The sequence below is a fragment of the Ruegeria sp. SCP11 genome (assembly GCF_040329455.1).
Classification (GTDB): domain Bacteria; phylum Pseudomonadota; class Alphaproteobacteria; order Rhodobacterales; family Rhodobacteraceae; genus Ruegeria; species Ruegeria atlantica_E.
The window spans coordinates 88,726-105,478 of the sequence record NZ_JBDZYG010000008.1 but is presented as its reverse complement, the minus strand read 5'-3'; the positions used below and the strand labels follow the sequence as shown (position 1 = coordinate 105,478).

Genomic DNA, 16,753 nt, shown 5'->3' with positions numbered 1-16,753 from the left:
GCGATCTACGCACCAGTCTTTTCATGCACCAACTTGACTATTGTCATGTTACTGGGTCCGCCCCGCGCCTAAATTCACCCTAAAGCCAGTAATCCGGGGAGCAAGAAAGATGGACTACGAGCGATTTTTCACCCAGAGCCTGGACGACCTGCGGGACGAAGGGAACTATCGTGTTTTTATCGACCTGCAACGCCGCTGCGGTTCCTTTCCGAACGCCCGCCAGACCGACGGGCAGGTGCAGCGCGATGTTCGGATCTGGTGCTCGAACGACTATCTGGGAATGGGCCAGCACCCGAATGTGATCGGGGCTATGCATAACGCGCTGGACCGTTGCGGCGCGGGCGCCGGGGGCACAAGGAACATATCAGGCACCACTCACGATCACGTGCTGCTTGAGGCCGAACTGGCCGATCTGCACGGAAAAGAGGCCGCGCTTCTTTTCACCTCTGGATATGTTTCGAACTGGGCTGCCCTTGGCACCCTCGCCGCGAAAATTCCCGGCCTGATCGTTTTCTCAGACGCTTTGAATCACGCGTCGATGATTGAAGGTATCCGCCATTCCCGCGCGCAAAAAGTGATCTGGAAACACAACGATCTGGAAGACCTTGAGGCAAAACTGGCTGCCGCTGACCCGGACGCCCCGAAGATGGTCGCCTTTGAGTCGGTCTATTCGATGGACGGGGATATCGCACCAATCAAGGAGATTTGCGACCTCGCCGACAAATATGGTGCAATGACCTATCTGGATGAGGTTCACGCCGTTGGCCTCTATGGCCCGCACGGAGGTGGTATTGCCGAACGCGAAGGCCTGATGGATCGCCTAACCGTGATCGAGGGCACTTTGGGCAAGGCATTCGGTGTGGTCGGCGGGTACATCGCCGCCTCAGCTGCCCTGTGTGATTTCGTTCGCAGCTTTGCCAGCGGGTTCATTTTCACCACTGCCCTGCCGCCGTCCATTGCCGCAGGTGCTGCGGCCTCGATCCGACACCTGAAACAGTCGAATGCCGAACGCGATCTGCAAAAGGCTCGCGTAGAGCAAGTACGCGCCCGGCTGGACGCCGAGGGTATTCCGCACCTACCCAACCCCAGCCACATCATCCCTGTGATGGTGGGCGATCCCGTAAAATGTAAATTCATTTCGGACACGCTGCTGGAAGAGTTTGGCATCTATATCCAGCCGATCAACTACCCCACTGTACCAAAAGGAACCGAGCGTCTTCGGATCACCCCATCTCCGGTACATACCGACGAAGATATCGACCATCTGGTCGGTGCTCTGTCAGCCCTTTGGCAGCGGTGCCAGATCGCACGAAGACCGATGGCCGCCCAATAAATCGAAGCGCCCCTTAGCTTTGCAAACTGCCGCCCGACCCGGGCGGCTTTTTTCGTGTCAGATCAGGTAGAGGCCGAAAATCACCAACGCGAAACCAGTCAGCACCATGGTGAACCCACTCAGCCAACTCGGGCTGTGGGCAAGGTCCAGATATCGGGCAAGGATAACGCGCGCCTTGATAAGCGCCAGCAGCAGTATGCCACCACCCATGACCGCAGGTGATACAGGCATCATGGTCAGTAAAGCCGACCCAAGGCTCAACCCCAAAAGCGCGAACCAGGCTCGTGTCAAAGGATTGTTGACCATCGCACTCATCCCAACAGGTAAATCACCGGGAACAACATGATCCAAACCAAATCAACCATGTGCCAGAACTGTGCACCGGCCTCGATATTGCGAGGGTCATCGCGCCAGGTGACCAGCAGCAGGATACCCACGCCGGCCAGCACATGCGCAGCGTGAAAACCGGTCAACAGATAGTAGAACAAAAAGAAGGGGTGCGTTTCATAACTGATCCCCTGCGCCGCCTTATCAGCATATTCCACGCCCTTGATGATCAGAAAAATCACACCAAGCAGAGCCGCCCCGATCAATGCCAGACGGGCCGCGCCCCGTCGCGCCGCCTGACGCCAATGCAGCGCCTGCGCGGCCAAAAAGCCTGAGGTAACCAAAACAGCCGTATTGAACGCAGCACCCGTGCGGTGCAGATGCGATTGCGCCTCGGCAAAGCCTGCCGGATCAGTCAGGCGCACCCCCATAAAGGCGATCAAGCCGGCGCCAAACACCAGCAGCTCCGAGATGATCAGCACCCACATCAACAACTCGCCCGGCAATTCGTCAATCAGAGACGAGTCGCTCATGTCACTCATGCGCCGACCAGTTGGCGGTAGATCTGCGGCAAGGCCATCGTCAGGCGATGGGGGTCGGGGATGACGGCGAAACCGCCCTGCCCAAACATGCGCGGGAACCAGCTTTTGCCGGTTTTGTCGATGGTGACACCAAAGACCGACTGCCCGGCCCGACGCGCCTCACAGACAGCTTGGCGGGTGTCTTCGATGCCGTGCCGGCCTTCATAATGGTCCAGATCGTTCGGTTTGCCATCGGTGATCACCAGCAGCAGTCGGCGTTTACGCGATTGCTTGGCCAGATCGGCCGAGCAATGACGGATTGCCGCTCCCAATCGCGTGTAATGGCCGGGGCGCAGTGAGGCGATGCGTTGTTCAACCATGGTGCCCATCGGCTCATCGAACCGTTTGCACCGCTGCACATAAACCCGCTGACGTTTGAGCGAGCTGAAAGCATGGATCGCAAAATCGTCGCCACAGGCATTCAGACCCCAGGCGAGCGCGGCCAGCGCCTCGCGTTCGATGTCGATCACAGCGCGGCCAGTCACAGCGCTTTCAGTCGAACGACTTACATCCAGTAGAATCGACACGGCCAAATCGCGTGCAACGGGGCGGGATTGCATCCAGATGCGCTCATTACCCTCACCGCTGGCAAGCCGGTCTGTCTCGGCACGCACGGTAGCCTCAATATCCAGCTGGTCGCCGTCCAAGTGGCCACGCGTCATCACCCTGCCGGGGCGCAGGGCTTCGAACTGACGTTTCACTGCGCGGATACGGCGGGCTGTGGCGGCATCTTTGCCGAACTCGGCGGAGTCTTCGCGGATCTCGGCATCCGAGGTCAGCACGTTGACGTGATCGGGCAAGTACTGCCCAGTGCGCACATCCCATTCAGGATAGAGGATACGGCCAGACAGGCGCTCGCGATTTACATCTTCGGGCGCAAGATCGAGGTGCAGTTTCAGCTTCGTCGGCGGAGCCTTGGAAATCTGACCCAGCCCAATTTCTTCCTGGTCATCGGCGGCTTTCTTTGCATTGTCAGGATCATCGTCGTCGATACGTCGATTGATGTTCAGGAACTCAGCCCAGCTGAGAATGGCCTCGAACTTATGCAGGATGAAACTGTCGCTGCGGTTGGCCTGATCCGATTTGCGGCGGCGCGCCCGGTGCGTTTTTTCGCCCGACTCCTCGGGAGGTCCTTCGGTATCCGGGTTTTCTACTTCGTTATGTTCCGAGAAACCAACGGCACGCAGCTCTGGCCAGAGGGGGACCGGGCGGAAACTCTGGTATCCACGAGGGGCGGTTACATCGCCGTCCAGCGTCTTAAGTTGCTCTGCTTTCTCTGACAATGAGCCTGGATCGCCCAGCAGCTGGCGGACCAGTTCTTCGACAGCCGCTTCAGCCGGCGGCAGGTTCGGGACGTCTCGCTGATAAAGGATACCTTTGCAGAGTTCAGAATAGAGCGGGCGAAGGCCCGGTGCGTCTTCTAACGTGGCCTCAACCATGTCCTGCGCAGCCTTCAGCGCAAACAAATCGGCCCGCAGGGGATCCTCTTCATCAATACGGGTTCCGGCATGAGCGGCAGCGGCGGCCAGCCAGACATAGAGCGCGCCATTTGCTTCGCGCGCAGGGAAAACAGCCAGCCGATCCGGCAGCCGCAAAATCTCTCCGTCGAACGAGGCACGCGGCATCAGCTCGACCTCAGTCGCCAGCCTGCGGCGCCAGCCTAAACGGTGACGTGAAACCTCGGGTGAGACCGGGCGTAATTCTACGCCCGGGCTACCCCCAAGCCCTCGGAAGAGGACAGCCAGCCGCCCCGCGACCTCAGAGAGGTCGACCGCGGCTCCAACATGCACCTCAGGTGCATCGAGGCGGCTGGCAAGGGTGTGCCACAGTTTCCCGATCGTTTCTTCGGGTTCCCATGGCTCAAAATCGATCCTGACCATCGGCCGGCCTCACCCAAAGACAGCCGTGACAAGATCGAGGAGCCCGCGTTTGATATCCTCGTCATCAGTCAGAGGTTCGATCATTGCGGCAAGGATGGCGCGGTCGGTCGACATGCCTTGTGCGATCAGCGTCGCGGCATAAACGACCAGACGGGTGGAAACGCCTTCCTCAAGATCCTGACCCTTGAGCCCGCGCAGCTTGTTCGCCAGCCGGATCAGCGGTTTGCAACGCTCAAGCGCCAGACCGCTTTCCTGGGCGACAACTTCGGCTTCCATCTCGGGCGACGGAAAGTCGAACTCGAGCGAAATAAACCGTTGGCGGGTCGAGGGTTTCAGGGTTTTCAGGATATTCTGGTATCCGGGGTTATACGAGGCCACCAGCATGAAGCCGGGCGCAGCCTCAAGCTCTTCGCCCGTCCGGTCGATCGGCAGGATACGCCGGTCGTCGGTCAGCGGATGCAGCACAACGGTGACGTCCTTGCGGGCCTCGACCACCTCGTCGAGATAGCAGATCGCGCCTTCGCGCACCGCCCGGGTCAGGGGGCCATCAACCCAGACAGTTTCTCCGCCCTTTAGAAGGTAGCGTCCGATCAGGTCGGCAGCCGCCAGATCGTCGTGGCAGGCCACGGTGTAAAGTGGGCGGCCAAGACGGGCAGCCATATGGGCCACAAAGCGGGTCTTGCCGCAGCCTGTCGGTCCTTTCAACAGAACCGGTAAGTCGTTGTTATAAGCGGCGGTGAACACATCGCACTCATCGCCTTGGGGCAGGTAGAAGGGGGCGTTCGCCGCCCCCGTTCCCATGTTTCTTGAGCCGTCCATCTTCATGACTCCGCTGCGACGTGGTCAGGATCGTTTTCCAGCCGGTCGCGTTCGATCGGGCCGGGTTCAACCATCTCTTTCCGGGGAACCCAGATCGAGTAGATGAACAGCAGCGCGCCGAGGACAACGACGATGCCCGAACCAAGACGCATCCAGTAGAAGATCGCGATTTGGTCCTGTACGTCCATGAAGTAGTCACCGACCACACGTTGCATGTGTGTCTGCACGGTACCGCCGAAGGTCAGCACGAAGGTCATGAAGACCATGCCGCTGGTCATCAGCCAGAACGAACCCATGTTCAGCACCTGATTGTACGGATCACGGTTCTTCAGGATCGGCATTGCATAGCTGAAGATCGCCAGGTTGAGGCAGACATAGGCACCGTAGAAGGCCAGGTGACCGTGGGCCGCGGTGATCTGAGTACCGTGGGTATAGTAGTTCACTCCGTGCAGTGTGTGCAGGAAGCCCCAGACACCGGCACCGAAGAAGGCGAGCGTGGCACAACCCAGCGACCACAGCAGCGCGGCCTTGTTGGGGTGGTCACGACGGCCCTTCCAGACCATGACAAAGGCAAAGGCCATCATCGCGAAGAACGGGATAACTTCGAGGCTCGAGAAGATCGAACCAATCCACTGCCAGTACGCAGGCGTACCGATCCAGTAGTAGTGGTGACCCGTACCAAGGATGCCTGAGAACAGCGCAGCGGCGACGATGACATAGAGCCATTTTTCGACGATCTCGCGGTCAACACCAGTTAACTTCAGCATCAGGTAGGCCAGGATCGAGGCCATGATCAGTTCCCACACGCCTTCAACCCACAGGTGGACGACATACCACCAGTATTGCTTATCCAGGGCCAGGTTGCCCGGGTTATAGAAAGCAAACAGGAACAGCAGCGCCAGACCCCACAGACCCAACAGAAGGATGTTGGTGATGGCGGTCTTCTTGCCCTTCAGAACGGTCATCGACACGTTGTAAAGGAAGATCAGCGCGGCCACGACGATGCCTGCCTTGACCCATTTGGGCTGCTCAAGGAACTCGCGCCCTTCTTTGCCCAGCAGCCAGTTGCCCTCAAACAGGTTGAAGACATAGGTCACAACCACGCCCAAAGTGCCGACCACAAGAATGATCAACTGTAGATAGGCCAACTTGGGTGAATGGATCTCACGCTCGGATTCTTCCGGGATCAGGAAGTAAGCCGCACCGAAGAAGCCCAGGATCAGCCAGACGATGAGAGAGTTGGTGTGCAGCATCCGCACGATGTTGAACGGCAGAAGCTCACTCAGGAAGTTTGGGAAAACATAGATCAGACCGGCCAGCAGGCCGCCGATCACCTGTATCGCAAACAGGGCCATTGCCACCGCAAAGTAGGCGTAGGCGATTTTTTGGGATTCGTATTTCATTTCTCCGTTCCCTTTCTCAACCGGCCTCGTTAGGCGGCCAGCCCTGAGCGTCGATATTGTCCGTCCAGATCAGGAAATTGGTCAGATCGCGGAGTTCTTCGTCGCTAAGGTTGAATTGCGGCATCTGCCGACGACCGGGAATGCCGGTCGGCTGCGCCTCCATCCAGCCTTTAAGGGATTCAAAGGCCGATTCCGGATCGTCGAGGACGCCCCAGCGGGTCATCACGTTCGCGACTTCGGGAGCAAAGTAGGCCCCTTCACCCATGATCGTATGACAGTTGATACAGGCGTGTTTTTCCCAGACGTGTTTGCCCCGAACCACACTTTCATCGAGTTTTGCCGAATTCTCGGAATTCACGATGTACCAGTGGGAATGGGCCGACAAGGCCAGAAAGATGAGGATAAAGAACAGTGACCCGCCATAGAATATGTTGCGGGCCATGCTCTTGGTCATGACTTCTCGCATTGCGCTCTCCTTTGCGCAGTTTAGCTAGTCTGGTCAGAATGGCCGTTGGGCTATGGTGTCTCCTTAACGAAAGTCAAGACTGGCAGAAGTAATTAAAAATCATCCTGCCCGGGCCGCGCGGGGACCCGTCAAAGCAGGCCACATGGCAATCAGGTACAGAGCAAAGGCGCAGACCCACAAACCATCCGACAGCAACATCGCCACCATGTAACCCGCGTTCAGCTCGGCCCCGACCCAGCGCGACAGAGCTGCCACAGCCATAAGCCCATAAGCCACGACCATTGGCCCAGGCGCGATCAACGCACGACCGCTGTGCCCCAGCGCGGCGCGACTCATGACCGCCAGAGTCGTGCCGCCAACGCAACCGATACCCAGAACGTGTAGGGCGGCGACCTCATTGCCAAGACCCAACACTGCCAGCCCCCAAAGGATCAGCCCGATCGCCAGCATTCCGAGCCCCAGGTGCAAAGCCAGCAGAATCGGTTGTCGCGCAGCCCAACGCGAACGCCAGCGCGCCATGCGCAGAATCTGCGCGACTCCCAAAGCCAACGCCAATGCTCCGGCCACCAGCCCCACACCCAAAACCAGAACGCTCAGCGGCAGGATCAAAGCAAGCACCATGCCGGCCTTGTCGAAGGCAGGGACTGAGACCGGCCATCCCGCCTCGGGCACGCCTGCGCGTTTCATTGCGTTGCGGGTAAAGGCTGGAGTGATCCGCCCACCCAGAATGGCGATCATTGAACACAATGAAAGCAAACCCGCGCGTAGCCCGGTCTGCAGTGTATCTGCCGTGAGTCCCATCCATTCCAGATGAGTCATCAGATCCGCAACCCAGATCATGCTTAGCAACAGCAGGAAAATCATGTTCTGTGGTTTCGGTCGGCGCAGCAGCTGTGTCAGGATTTTGGCTGCAAGAACCGGGACAAACGCCAGATCAACCACTGCAACAAACACAGGCGGCAGTATACCTGAGAACCACATCGCCATCCGCCCGGCAAGCCACAACCCAGCGGCAAAAGTTATAAAGCGAGCACGCGCTTCTGGCGCGCCCGTCCAATTCGGCACAGCTGTCAGAAAGAACCCGCCCAGCGCGGCCGTAGCATAGCCGAATATCATCTCATGCGCATGCCACATCGGCGGCGTCATTCCATAATCCGGCGCCAGATAAGGCGCGGTCAGCCACAGCCCCCAGACCACCCCAACGAACAACCCATAGAGACCGGCAGACAGGAAGAAAACACGAAACCCCTCACCGAGAACACGGGTGACGACAGTGGACATGACTGCTCTCCTTGACCGTTTTCTCAGCCCTAGCAGCCTGCCCGCATGCATGACTTAACCAAAATCAAAACCACCAAAAACATGCCTCTAAAACTCTTATTTTTCAGTAGTAATTTGGCACTTTTTTCCTGCCCAATCGCTGATTTGCACTCTCGGTGTTGACTTTCGTCAAGGAGTACCCATGCGCAATGTCTCACCCTTGGACCTGCCTCACCACGCAAATGGAGAGTGATCATGTCACTTGGAATCAGCTATAACAAAACTGGCCGCGCCTTCGGGGTCGGTTTGGCGATGTTGCTGGGCAGCGTCGCTGCACCAGCCCTCGCCGAAGAGCCAACCCTCAGCAAGGAAGCCTTTGAATCGTCCAAACAACTTTACTTTGAACGCTGCGCCGGCTGTCACGGCGTGTTGCGCAAAGGGGCGACCGGCAAAAGCCTTGAACCGTTGGTGGAAACTAAAAACGCCGATGGCACCGTAACCGAGTCCGGCACCCTGAAACTGGGTCAGGAACGGCTTGAAAAGATCATCGCCTGGGGTACCGAAGGCGGGATGAACAACTTCTCGGACGTGATGTCCGAAGAAGAAATCCGCGACATGGCGACCTACATCCAGATGGAGCCGCCTAAGCCGCCGGAAATGTCGCTTGAGCAAATGATGGCGACCCGCAAGGTCTATGTAGAACCCGAAGATTACCCGACCGAGCCGCTCCACGGCCGCAACTGGGAAAACTTCTTCGTGGTCATCGAACGCGACGTGGGTAAGGTGGCCGTGATCGACGGCGACACCAAAGAAGTGCTGGCGCACATCCCGACCGGTTACGCCGTGCACGTTCTGAAAGCGTCCGAGCACCACAAACTGGAAGAGCCGGAAAACCCGGGCCGCTTCTGGTACACCATGGGCCGCGACGGCAAGATGACCAAGATCGACCTGTGGCAGAACCCCGAGAACATGCTCGTTGCCGAGGTTACCATTGGTTATGACGCCCGCGACGTGGCCGTATCGGGTGACGGTAAATACGTGATTGGTGGGGCCTATTGGCCGCCGCATTTCGCCATCGTAGATGCCGCAACGATGGAGCCGAAAAAGGTTGTCTCGACACGGGGCTACAACGTGGACGGGGACTATGTCGAAGAGGCCCGCGTGGCCGCAATCTACACCACCCCGAACGAACCCACATGGATCGTTGCCGTCAAGGAACTCGGTCAGCTGTGGCAGGTCGACTATACCGATCTGGACAACCTGCGGATCGACAAGATCGACAGCGCCAAATTCCTGCATGACGGGTTCTTTGATCCAACCGGCCGTTTCTTCCAGATCGCCGCAAACGCGTCGAACAAGATGGTCGTGGTCGATACTGAAACCCACAAGCTGGAAGCTCTGATCGACACCGCGCCGCTGCCGCACCCCGGACCGGGCGCCAACTGGGATGACCCGAATTGCGGTCCTGTTGCCGGCACCACCCACCTGGGTGAAGGCACAGTCACCGTTTGGGGTAACGACCCTGAAGGTCACCCGGATCAGGCATGGAAAACCTGCTATGAGGTTGAAACCGACGGACCCGGTCTGTTCATCCGGACACACCCGACGTCGGACTACATCTGGGCCGACCAGACCAAGCACCCCGAGCCTGAAATTCAGCAGTCGGTGCAGGTCATCGACAAGGCAACCGGTGAGATCGTGAAAACGATCCAGATCACCGAAGAGGAGGGCAACGTCGCCGTCCACTTCGAGTTCAACCAGGACGGCTCCGAAGTCTGGGTATCCAAATGGAACCGCTCGACTTCGAAAGAGGCCAACGGTGAGATCGTGATCTACGACGCCAAGACGCTGGAAGAAATCGGTCGCGTGAAGGGCCTGTTTGCCCCGACCGGCAAGTTCAACGTCTACAACCGGTCGAACCACGTCACCTAACGGGTTTGAAACCAACACCGGAAAGGGCGGGCCCCTCGCCCGCCCTTTCCTCGTTTGACCCATCAGCCAAACTCACCGGCCTGCCACCCAAGGCCAGACAAGACAGCCAAAACGGAGCCCGGATATGACCTCCGAACCGGATAAAAAACCACCGATCTGGCGCCGGTATTTCCTGTGGGGAATGCCTGTGGCCGGTATTGCCGCAGCCTTTGCTGGCGGCATCATCTTCTGGGGCGGGTTCAACACCGCCATGGAAGCCACCAACACCAAGGATTTCTGCATCTCGTGCCACGAAATGCGTGATTTCGTCTATGAGGAATACACCGGCACCATCCACGACGTGAACCGCTCCGGCGTGGGTGCGGTCTGTTCCGACTGCCACGTGCCCAAGGATTGGACCCATAAGATGATCCGCAAGATCAAGGCGTCCAGAGAGCTGTACGGTAAGGTTGTCGGCACCATCAACACGCGCGAGAAGTTCGAAGCCAAGCGCGTGCACTTGGCCATGAACGAATGGGAGCGCATGAAGGCCACCGACTCGCGCGAGTGCCGCAACTGTCACGATTTCGAATCGATGATGCCCGAATTCCAGAAACCCCGCGCGCGTCAGCAACACCTGAACGCGATGACAGTGGGCCAAACCTGTATCGATTGTCACAAGGGGATCGCGCACTCGGATGCCCGCGACCGGGCCGAAGAAGAATATCTGGAACAGCTCGAAGCCCCGAACCCGGCCTTTATCCGCGAAATCCCACCGGAATACATGGCCAGCCTTGAGAAGATCGAAGCCAAAGAAGCTGCCGAAGCTGAGGCTGAAAAAGCAGCTAAGAAAGCCCAGCAAGAGGCTGTACAAGCCCAGATCGCAGCCGCTGTTGATGCCGCTGTGGCTGAAGAACGCGCCAATGCGTCAGGCGAAGCCTCTGCTGCTCCAGCGGGCGGCGGTGGCAGCGATGTTGCCTCCAACATCGACTGGAACGCCGTGGCCAGCGCGGATTTAAAACTATTCTACCCCGGTCAGGCTTCGTTTGAGTGGGTTCAGAACGGCAAATTCCACGGTGGCGCTCGTCCTCTGACCAAAGGCGGAGATCAATGCACGACCTGTCACGCCAAGGAACTGGACACGATCGGCAACAAGATCGTAGCCGGTGGTGATCTGGAACCAACGCCGATCCCTGGCAAACGTGGTGTGATCGACGCAACGGTTCAGGCGGCGCATGATGATGAAAACCTGTACGTTCGCATGCAATGGCCGGATGCGGGACACAATCCCGCGCCGTTCGTCGACGGCGGCAAGATGGACCCGGACAACCAGATCAAGGTCGCCATGATGATTACCGGCACCGGCATTGAAATGGGCGATCAGGTTGGCTGCTGGGCCTCGTGCCATGCCGACAACACGTACATGCCGTTTGATCCGGGTGCAGAGGCAATTGCAGCCAATGGTGATGTATCGGGTCGTCTGACTGCCCAAGACACCGTGACCAAATACATCAGCGAAAGCCGCACCGAGATCGACACCAAAGGCCGCCGCGGTAAGCCGATGGGTGGTTGGGATAAACTGCATGCCGCCGAGCAGATCGAGCAATACCTGGCCGACGGCACCTATCTTGACCTGATGCGTGTCTATGCGGATGGCAGCGCCACGAATGGTTATCTGCTGGAACAGCGTGTCGTGAATGACGGTGAGATTGCCGCTTCGGCCGAGCTGGCTGGCGGTATGTGGACCGTGGTCTTCACCCGGCCGCTGAACTCTGGCGCACCCGGCGACATCCCGCTGGAGCCCGGTCAGACCTACACAGTCGGCTTTGCCATCCATGATGACTTTGCCGCCGCGCGGTTCCACCACGTGACGCTGAACACCAGCTTGGCGCTGGACGACGACAGTGCCAATATCAACGTGGTCAAACAATAACCAAGGGGGCCGGTTAATCCGGCCCCTTCCCCTTTGGAAAGGAGACATGGACGATGAAATCCCACCGCCTTCTTCCCGCGCTGCTGCTTCTGGCTGCGCCCGCAGTTGCAGATGAGGCCACTGAAATTTGTGCCGAAGCCGAAGAACGTTATGTCGAGCTGTTTGGTCAGCCCTCTTCAGCCGTTGAGGACGCCGAAGTGGTGCTGATGTACAAATACAACTTCTGCCCGTTCGAGCTGACCGTGAAGGCAGGTACCACGGTCCGCTGGGTAAACGTGGACAAACGCACCAGCCATTCGGTCCTTTTGAAAGACGGCAGCGAACCGGAAAGCGACCGACTGTTCCCTGAGGAGTCGGTCGATCTGACATTCCTGACCCCAGGTCCCCAAGAATACCTGTGCGGACCACATTGGGAAACACAGAACATGATCGGCATGGTCACCGTAGAACCCTGAGCCGAGGCAAAATACAGGCAAGAACTGAGGAGCGCGGGCGCAAATCCCGCGCTCCTTAACTTATGTCAAGGAGGTTGGTTTACGATTGCGCCAACCTGCGTTCATGACAAGCCCGGCTCACCCAGCGACGTCCCAAATGCGCGAAGTACATCCGGGTTCCGAAGACATTCAGAACAAGCGAGTTTGCACATGAGCGGTAAGGTTTTTCTGATTGGTGCCGGCCCAGGAGACCCCGAGTTGATGACCCTGCGCGCCCTGCGCATGCTGCAAGAGGCCGACGTGGTCGTCTATGACCGTCTGGTCTCGGCAGACATCCTCGATCTGCACGCCGACAACGCACGCCTGATCCCGGTCGGCAAGGCGCCCAAATGCCATACGGTGCCGCAGGATCGTATCAACGAAATCCTGCTGGAAGAGGCTCGTGCCGGTCACACTGTCGCGCGTCTGAAGGGCGGCGATCCGATGATCTTCGGACGCGGCTCGGAAGAGGCTGCCTATCTGATGGCACACGACATCGCAGTCGAATATGCACCCGGCATAACGGCTGCACAGGGCGCCTCCTGTTCCACCGGAGTTCCGCTGACTCATCGCGGGCTGGCAACCTCAGTCCAATATGTCACCGGGCACCGGCAGGCGGACAAAGTGCTGGATCTGGACTGGAAACGGCTGGCCGATCCCGAGACGACACTGGTGGTCTATATGGGCGTCGCCAATATCGGTCAGATCGCCATGGGGCTGATGACCGAGAACCTACCCGGATCAACCCCCGTTCTGGCCGTAGGTAAAGCCACAACCCCCGATGAACGCCGTCTTGTTTCCCGGTTGGACCAGCTGGCTACGGATGTGCGCGACGCCAATCTGAAAGCGCCGACGCTTTTCATCATCGGCAAGGTTGTATCGCTCTATGCTGAACGGCCCTTGGCGGACCTGTTGGAACAGGCCCATGGCTAGGCTTGGATCAAAGCGCAAAGGGCAACGCCCCTTTCCGCGCGGGCGTGAAGCGCGCTCCAGTTGGGTTTCGCGCAGCGTTCTGACCACTGCAGTGCTCGTGGCCACCTCGGCCTTTGCCGCCGACTCCATCGATCCCAACGCCCTGAAACGGCTTGTTCACCAGGATTGCGGTTCCTGCCACGGGCTGTCGCTGAAAGGCGGCCTTGGCCCCGATCTGCGATCCGAAACCCTGCAACACTATGACCCGGACGTACTGACCGGCGTAATCCTAGACGGCATCCCCGACACCGCGATGCCCCCATGGCGGCCCCTGATCAGCGAAGAAGAGGCCGAATGGATCGCCCGTTACCTGCTGGAACAGGAGGCACAATGAAACAGCTTATCCTCGGCCTTGCAGCCACCCTGTTGATGACCACCGCTCAGGCCGAACCCACCGCGACCGGAGATCTTGGTCTTGTGATCGAACGCGCAAAAGGATCGGTCCTGCTGGTCGACCAATCCGACCGTGCCGCGTTGGCGCGAATCGAAGGGTTGGGCGACCTGTCCCATGCCTCGCTGGTCTATTCCCCCGATGAACGCTTTGCCTACGTCTTCGGACGTGACGGAGGGTTGACCAAGGTCGATATCGTCACCCGCCAGATTGTGAACCGCGTTGTACAGGCCGGTAACGCAATCGGCGGCGCGATTTCGGACGATGGGAAGTTGGTGGCCGTGTCGAACTACGAACCCGGCGGCGTGCGTGTTTTTGATGCGGTCACGCTGGAGATGGTCGCAGACATTCCTACTGAAAGCAAAACCATCGGCCTTGTCGACGCGCCGGGTCGTCGGTTCGTCTTTACCATGTGGGACACGGGCGAGACCTGGATTGCCGATTTCAACAAAGGCGACCCAGAGATCACCAAAATTTCCGACATGGGCAAAAACCCCTACGACGCGCTAATCACCGCCAATGGTCGCACCTATATCACCGGCCTTTTTGGTGAGGACGGGTTGACCGCGTTGGACCTCTGGGCCGAAACACCTGAACCCATCCGCCTGTTGCCGAATTACGGGCGCGGGCAGGAAGAGATGCCCGTCTACAAGATGCCCCACCTGGAAGGCTGGGCTCTGACTGGTCGCGAGTTCGTGCTGCCCGCTGTTGGCCATCATGAAGTCCTATGGATCGACTCTGACACACTGACAGAGACCGGGCGCACCAAAACCCACGGCCAGCCGGTCTTTGCCATGGCCCGGCCTGACGGTCGGCAGGTATGGGTGAATTTCGCCCACCCGCTGAACGATACCATCCAAGTGATCGACAGCGTCAGCAAGGAGATCATCCACGAATTCAAACCCGGCCCTGCCGTGCTGCACATGGAGTTCACACCTCGCGGGCATGAGGTTTGGCTTAGCGTGCGCGATGCCAACAAGGTGATGGTCTACGACACTCACACCTTTGAAAAACTGCGTGAGATCGAAGCAGACAGCCCATCGGGCATCTTCTTTACCGCACGTGCGCACAGAACGGGGCTGTAAAAGATGGAACACATCACGGACCCGATCGACCGCCGCCTGCTGGATGAATTTCAGCGCGATTTTCCAGTGACCGAACGCCCATTTCAGGTTTTGGCCTACATGCTGGGGCTGGAAGAGGCGGAAGTGATCGACCGCCTTACCCGCATGCGCGCAACCGGTCGTATCACCCGCGTTGGCGCAACGATTGCGCCCGGGGCGGTCTCGGCCAGCACTCTGGCTGCCGTTGCCGCGCCGGAGGAGCGTTTAGAAGAAATTGCCGCCCTGATCGACGCGGAACCCGGCGTGAACCACAATTACCAGCGTGAGGACAGTTGGAACCTCTGGTTCGTAGCCACGGGCCCGGACCGCGCGCACGTAAATGATACGCTGGCACGGATCAGCCACCGCTCTGGGCTGCGCGTGCTGGATCTGCGGCTGGTACGCCCTTTCAACGTTGATCTCGGGTTCCGCATGTCGGGCAAAACCCGCAACGTGCCCGGACCCCGCAAAGTGGACAGTTCGGCCATGCAGGACGGCGACCGGCCGTTGCTACAGGCGCTGAGCTCTGGCCTGCCGCTGGTCACCGAACCTTTTGCCGAGCTGGCACATTCACTGGGTCGATCAACGTCGGGCGTGATGGCACGGATTAAGGCGTTGCACGAAGCGGGCATCATCTCGCGCCTGGGCGTGATCGTTCGACACCGTGCGCTTGGATGGTCAGCCAATGCGATGGTGGTCTGGGATATGCCCGCCGAGCAGGTCGCCACTGCTGGCCCGGCCCTTGCCGCGCATCCCGGCGTAACCCTGTGTTACGAACGCAACCCGGTCGAAGATATCTGGCCATATCGCCTCTATTCCATGATCCACGCCCGGTCGCGTAACGAAGCGCTGGAGGTTCTGTCAGAGGCCGCCGCTCTGCCGGAACTGGCCGGTGCACGTCACAAGGTCTTGTTCTCGACCCGTTGCTTCAAACAGACCGGCGCGCTGATCCAACCGAAGGAGGCCGCCGCATGACGCTGGATGCAACTGACCGCGCGATCCTGAACCGGATGCAGGACGATCTGCCCCTGACCACGCAGCCCTATGCCGCGATTGCCGCTGAGCTGGGCATTTCGGAAAGTGAGTTGCTGAACCGCCTGACACGGATGAAAGACGAGCGTGTGATCACCCGTTTTGGCCCGTTCTTCGACGCCGCTGCCATGGGCGGCGCGTTCTGCCTGTGTGCAATGGCCGTTCCGCCCGGGAATTTTGAAACCGTCCTGACCAAAGTCAATGCGCACGCCGAGGTTGCCCATAATTATGAACGTACGCACCGGCTGAACATGTGGTTTGTACTGGCCACCGAAACGCCCGAGGGGATCGAGGTCACCGCCGATGCAATCGAACGGGAAACGGGGATCGAGGTTCTCCGTTTCCCCAAACTGCAGGAATTTTTCATCGGCTTCCGGGTGGCGGCATGATCGACGCGAAAGACAGAGAGATTATCGAGGCGCTGCAAGGCGGCCTGCCTCTGGTGCCTGAGCCCTATGCACAAGTCGCGTCAGACCTCGGCATCGGCGAGGAAGCTTTGTTGTTGCGCCTGGCCGACATGAAGTCACGCGGCGTAGTTCGCCGTATCGCTGCTGCGCCTAATCACTACAAACTGGGCATGACCTCGAACGGGATGACCGTTTGGGATGTGGAAGACGACCGCGTGACCGAACTGGGCACCCAGATCGGCGCTCTGCCGTTTGTGACCCATTGCTACGAACGCCCCCGCGCCCTGCCCGACTGGCCTTATAACTTGTTCGCCATGGTCCACGGCGCCAACCGGAATGAAGTCGAGGAAAAACGCGCCGAGATCACTGCCATCCTTGGCGACGCCTGCAGGGCCAAAGATATTCTCTATTCCACGCGCATCCTGAAAAAAACCGGGCTACGCCTGAAAACGAAAGGCTGAG

17 protein-coding genes are annotated in these 16,753 nt (G+C 58.9%); 10 read left to right on the top strand and 7 right to left on the bottom strand.

Going from position 1 to position 16,753, the window contains the following annotated elements; all coding sequences use genetic code 11:
- The first annotated feature begins 109 nt into the window (after positions 1–109).
- On the top strand, positions 110–1,333 hold the full coding sequence (hemA, locus tag ABLN94_RS13925) for a 5-aminolevulinate synthase (protein WP_352993244.1): 1,224 nt from the start codon (positions 110–112) through the stop codon (positions 1,331–1,333).
- A gap of 57 nt (positions 1,334–1,390) precedes the next feature.
- Here hemA and ABLN94_RS13920 read toward each other — a convergent pair whose 3' ends face one another.
- From ABLN94_RS13920 to ABLN94_RS13890, 7 genes are all read right to left on the bottom strand, one after another.
- Entirely contained in the window at positions 1,391–1,639 is a 249-nt protein-coding gene (locus tag ABLN94_RS13920) for a cytochrome C oxidase subunit IV family protein (RefSeq protein ID WP_352993242.1), read from the bottom strand.
- A 5-nt stretch (positions 1,640–1,644) separates the two neighbouring features.
- Positions 1,645–2,193 (bottom strand): cytochrome c oxidase subunit 3, encoded by a 549-nt coding sequence (locus tag ABLN94_RS13915; protein ID WP_352993241.1) that lies wholly within the window; start codon positions 2,191–2,193, stop codon positions 1,645–1,647.
- Between the two features lie 5 nt (positions 2,194–2,198).
- The gene (locus tag ABLN94_RS13910; RefSeq protein ID WP_352993239.1) at positions 2,199–4,121 is read right to left on the bottom strand and encodes a nitric oxide reductase activation protein NorD; all 1,923 of its coding nucleotides are present in this window, start codon (positions 4,119–4,121) and stop codon (positions 2,199–2,201) included.
- A 9-nt stretch (positions 4,122–4,130) separates the two neighbouring features.
- A complete protein-coding gene (locus ABLN94_RS13905) occupies positions 4,131–4,940 on the bottom strand; it encodes a CbbQ/NirQ/NorQ/GpvN family protein (RefSeq protein WP_170495313.1) in 810 nt (269 codons plus the stop codon).
- Positions 4,941–4,942: 2 nt separating this feature from the next.
- Positions 4,943–6,343, bottom strand: a complete 1,401-nt coding sequence (locus ABLN94_RS13900; RefSeq protein WP_170381889.1) for a cbb3-type cytochrome c oxidase subunit I — start codon at positions 6,341–6,343, stop codon at positions 4,943–4,945.
- Positions 6,344–6,359: 16 nt separating this feature from the next.
- Positions 6,360–6,809: a c-type cytochrome gene (locus tag ABLN94_RS13895; protein ID WP_170332381.1), complete on the bottom strand. Its 450-nt coding sequence runs from the start codon at positions 6,807–6,809 to the stop codon at positions 6,360–6,362.
- A 99-nt stretch (positions 6,810–6,908) separates the two neighbouring features.
- Complete coding sequence (locus tag ABLN94_RS13890) at positions 6,909–8,090, bottom strand: NnrS family protein (protein WP_352993237.1); 1,182 nt, start codon at positions 8,088–8,090, stop codon at positions 6,909–6,911.
- A 234-nt stretch (positions 8,091–8,324) separates the two neighbouring features.
- Between ABLN94_RS13890 and ABLN94_RS13885 the strand changes: the two genes are divergently transcribed.
- The 9 genes from ABLN94_RS13885 (at position 8,325) to ABLN94_RS13845 (ending at position 16,752) form a co-directional block, all read left to right on the top strand.
- Complete coding sequence (locus tag ABLN94_RS13885; RefSeq protein ID WP_170495317.1) at positions 8,325–10,001, top strand: cytochrome D1 domain-containing protein; 1,677 nt, start codon at positions 8,325–8,327, stop codon at positions 9,999–10,001.
- 124 nt (positions 10,002–10,125) lie between these two features.
- Positions 10,126–11,913 (top strand): NapC/NirT family cytochrome c, encoded by a 1,788-nt coding sequence (locus ABLN94_RS13880; protein WP_352993236.1) that lies wholly within the window; start codon positions 10,126–10,128, stop codon positions 11,911–11,913.
- A 53-nt stretch (positions 11,914–11,966) separates the two neighbouring features.
- Positions 11,967–12,368, top strand: coding sequence for a cupredoxin domain-containing protein (locus tag ABLN94_RS13875; protein WP_352993234.1), 402 nt, complete (start codon positions 11,967–11,969; stop codon positions 12,366–12,368).
- 189 nt (positions 12,369–12,557) lie between these two features.
- Positions 12,558–13,319 carry a uroporphyrinogen-III C-methyltransferase gene (cobA, locus tag ABLN94_RS13870; protein ID WP_170495322.1) on the top strand — a complete coding sequence of 254 codons (762 nt, stop codon included), beginning with the start codon at positions 12,558–12,560 and terminating at the stop codon, positions 13,317–13,319.
- Entirely contained in the window at positions 13,312–13,692 is a 381-nt protein-coding gene (locus tag ABLN94_RS13865; RefSeq protein WP_352993232.1) for a c-type cytochrome, read from the top strand. The genes cobA and ABLN94_RS13865 overlap by 8 nt, the downstream gene beginning before the upstream one ends.
- Entirely contained in the window at positions 13,689–14,834 is a 1,146-nt protein-coding gene (locus ABLN94_RS13860) for a cytochrome D1 domain-containing protein (RefSeq protein WP_352993230.1), read from the top strand. Before ABLN94_RS13865 ends, ABLN94_RS13860 begins: the two co-directional genes overlap by 4 nt.
- Positions 14,835–14,837: 3 nt before the next feature.
- Positions 14,838–15,827, top strand: a complete 990-nt coding sequence (locus tag ABLN94_RS13855) for an AsnC family transcriptional regulator (RefSeq protein WP_352993228.1) — start codon at positions 14,838–14,840, stop codon at positions 15,825–15,827.
- The gene (locus ABLN94_RS13850; protein ID WP_352993226.1) at positions 15,824–16,273 is read left to right on the top strand and encodes an Lrp/AsnC family transcriptional regulator; all 450 of its coding nucleotides are present in this window, start codon (positions 15,824–15,826) and stop codon (positions 16,271–16,273) included. The genes ABLN94_RS13855 and ABLN94_RS13850 overlap by 4 nt, the downstream gene beginning before the upstream one ends.
- Complete coding sequence (locus tag ABLN94_RS13845; RefSeq protein WP_352993224.1) at positions 16,270–16,752, top strand: Lrp/AsnC family transcriptional regulator; 483 nt, start codon at positions 16,270–16,272, stop codon at positions 16,750–16,752. Before ABLN94_RS13850 ends, ABLN94_RS13845 begins: the two co-directional genes overlap by 4 nt.
- Position 16,753: the final 1 nt, after the last annotated feature.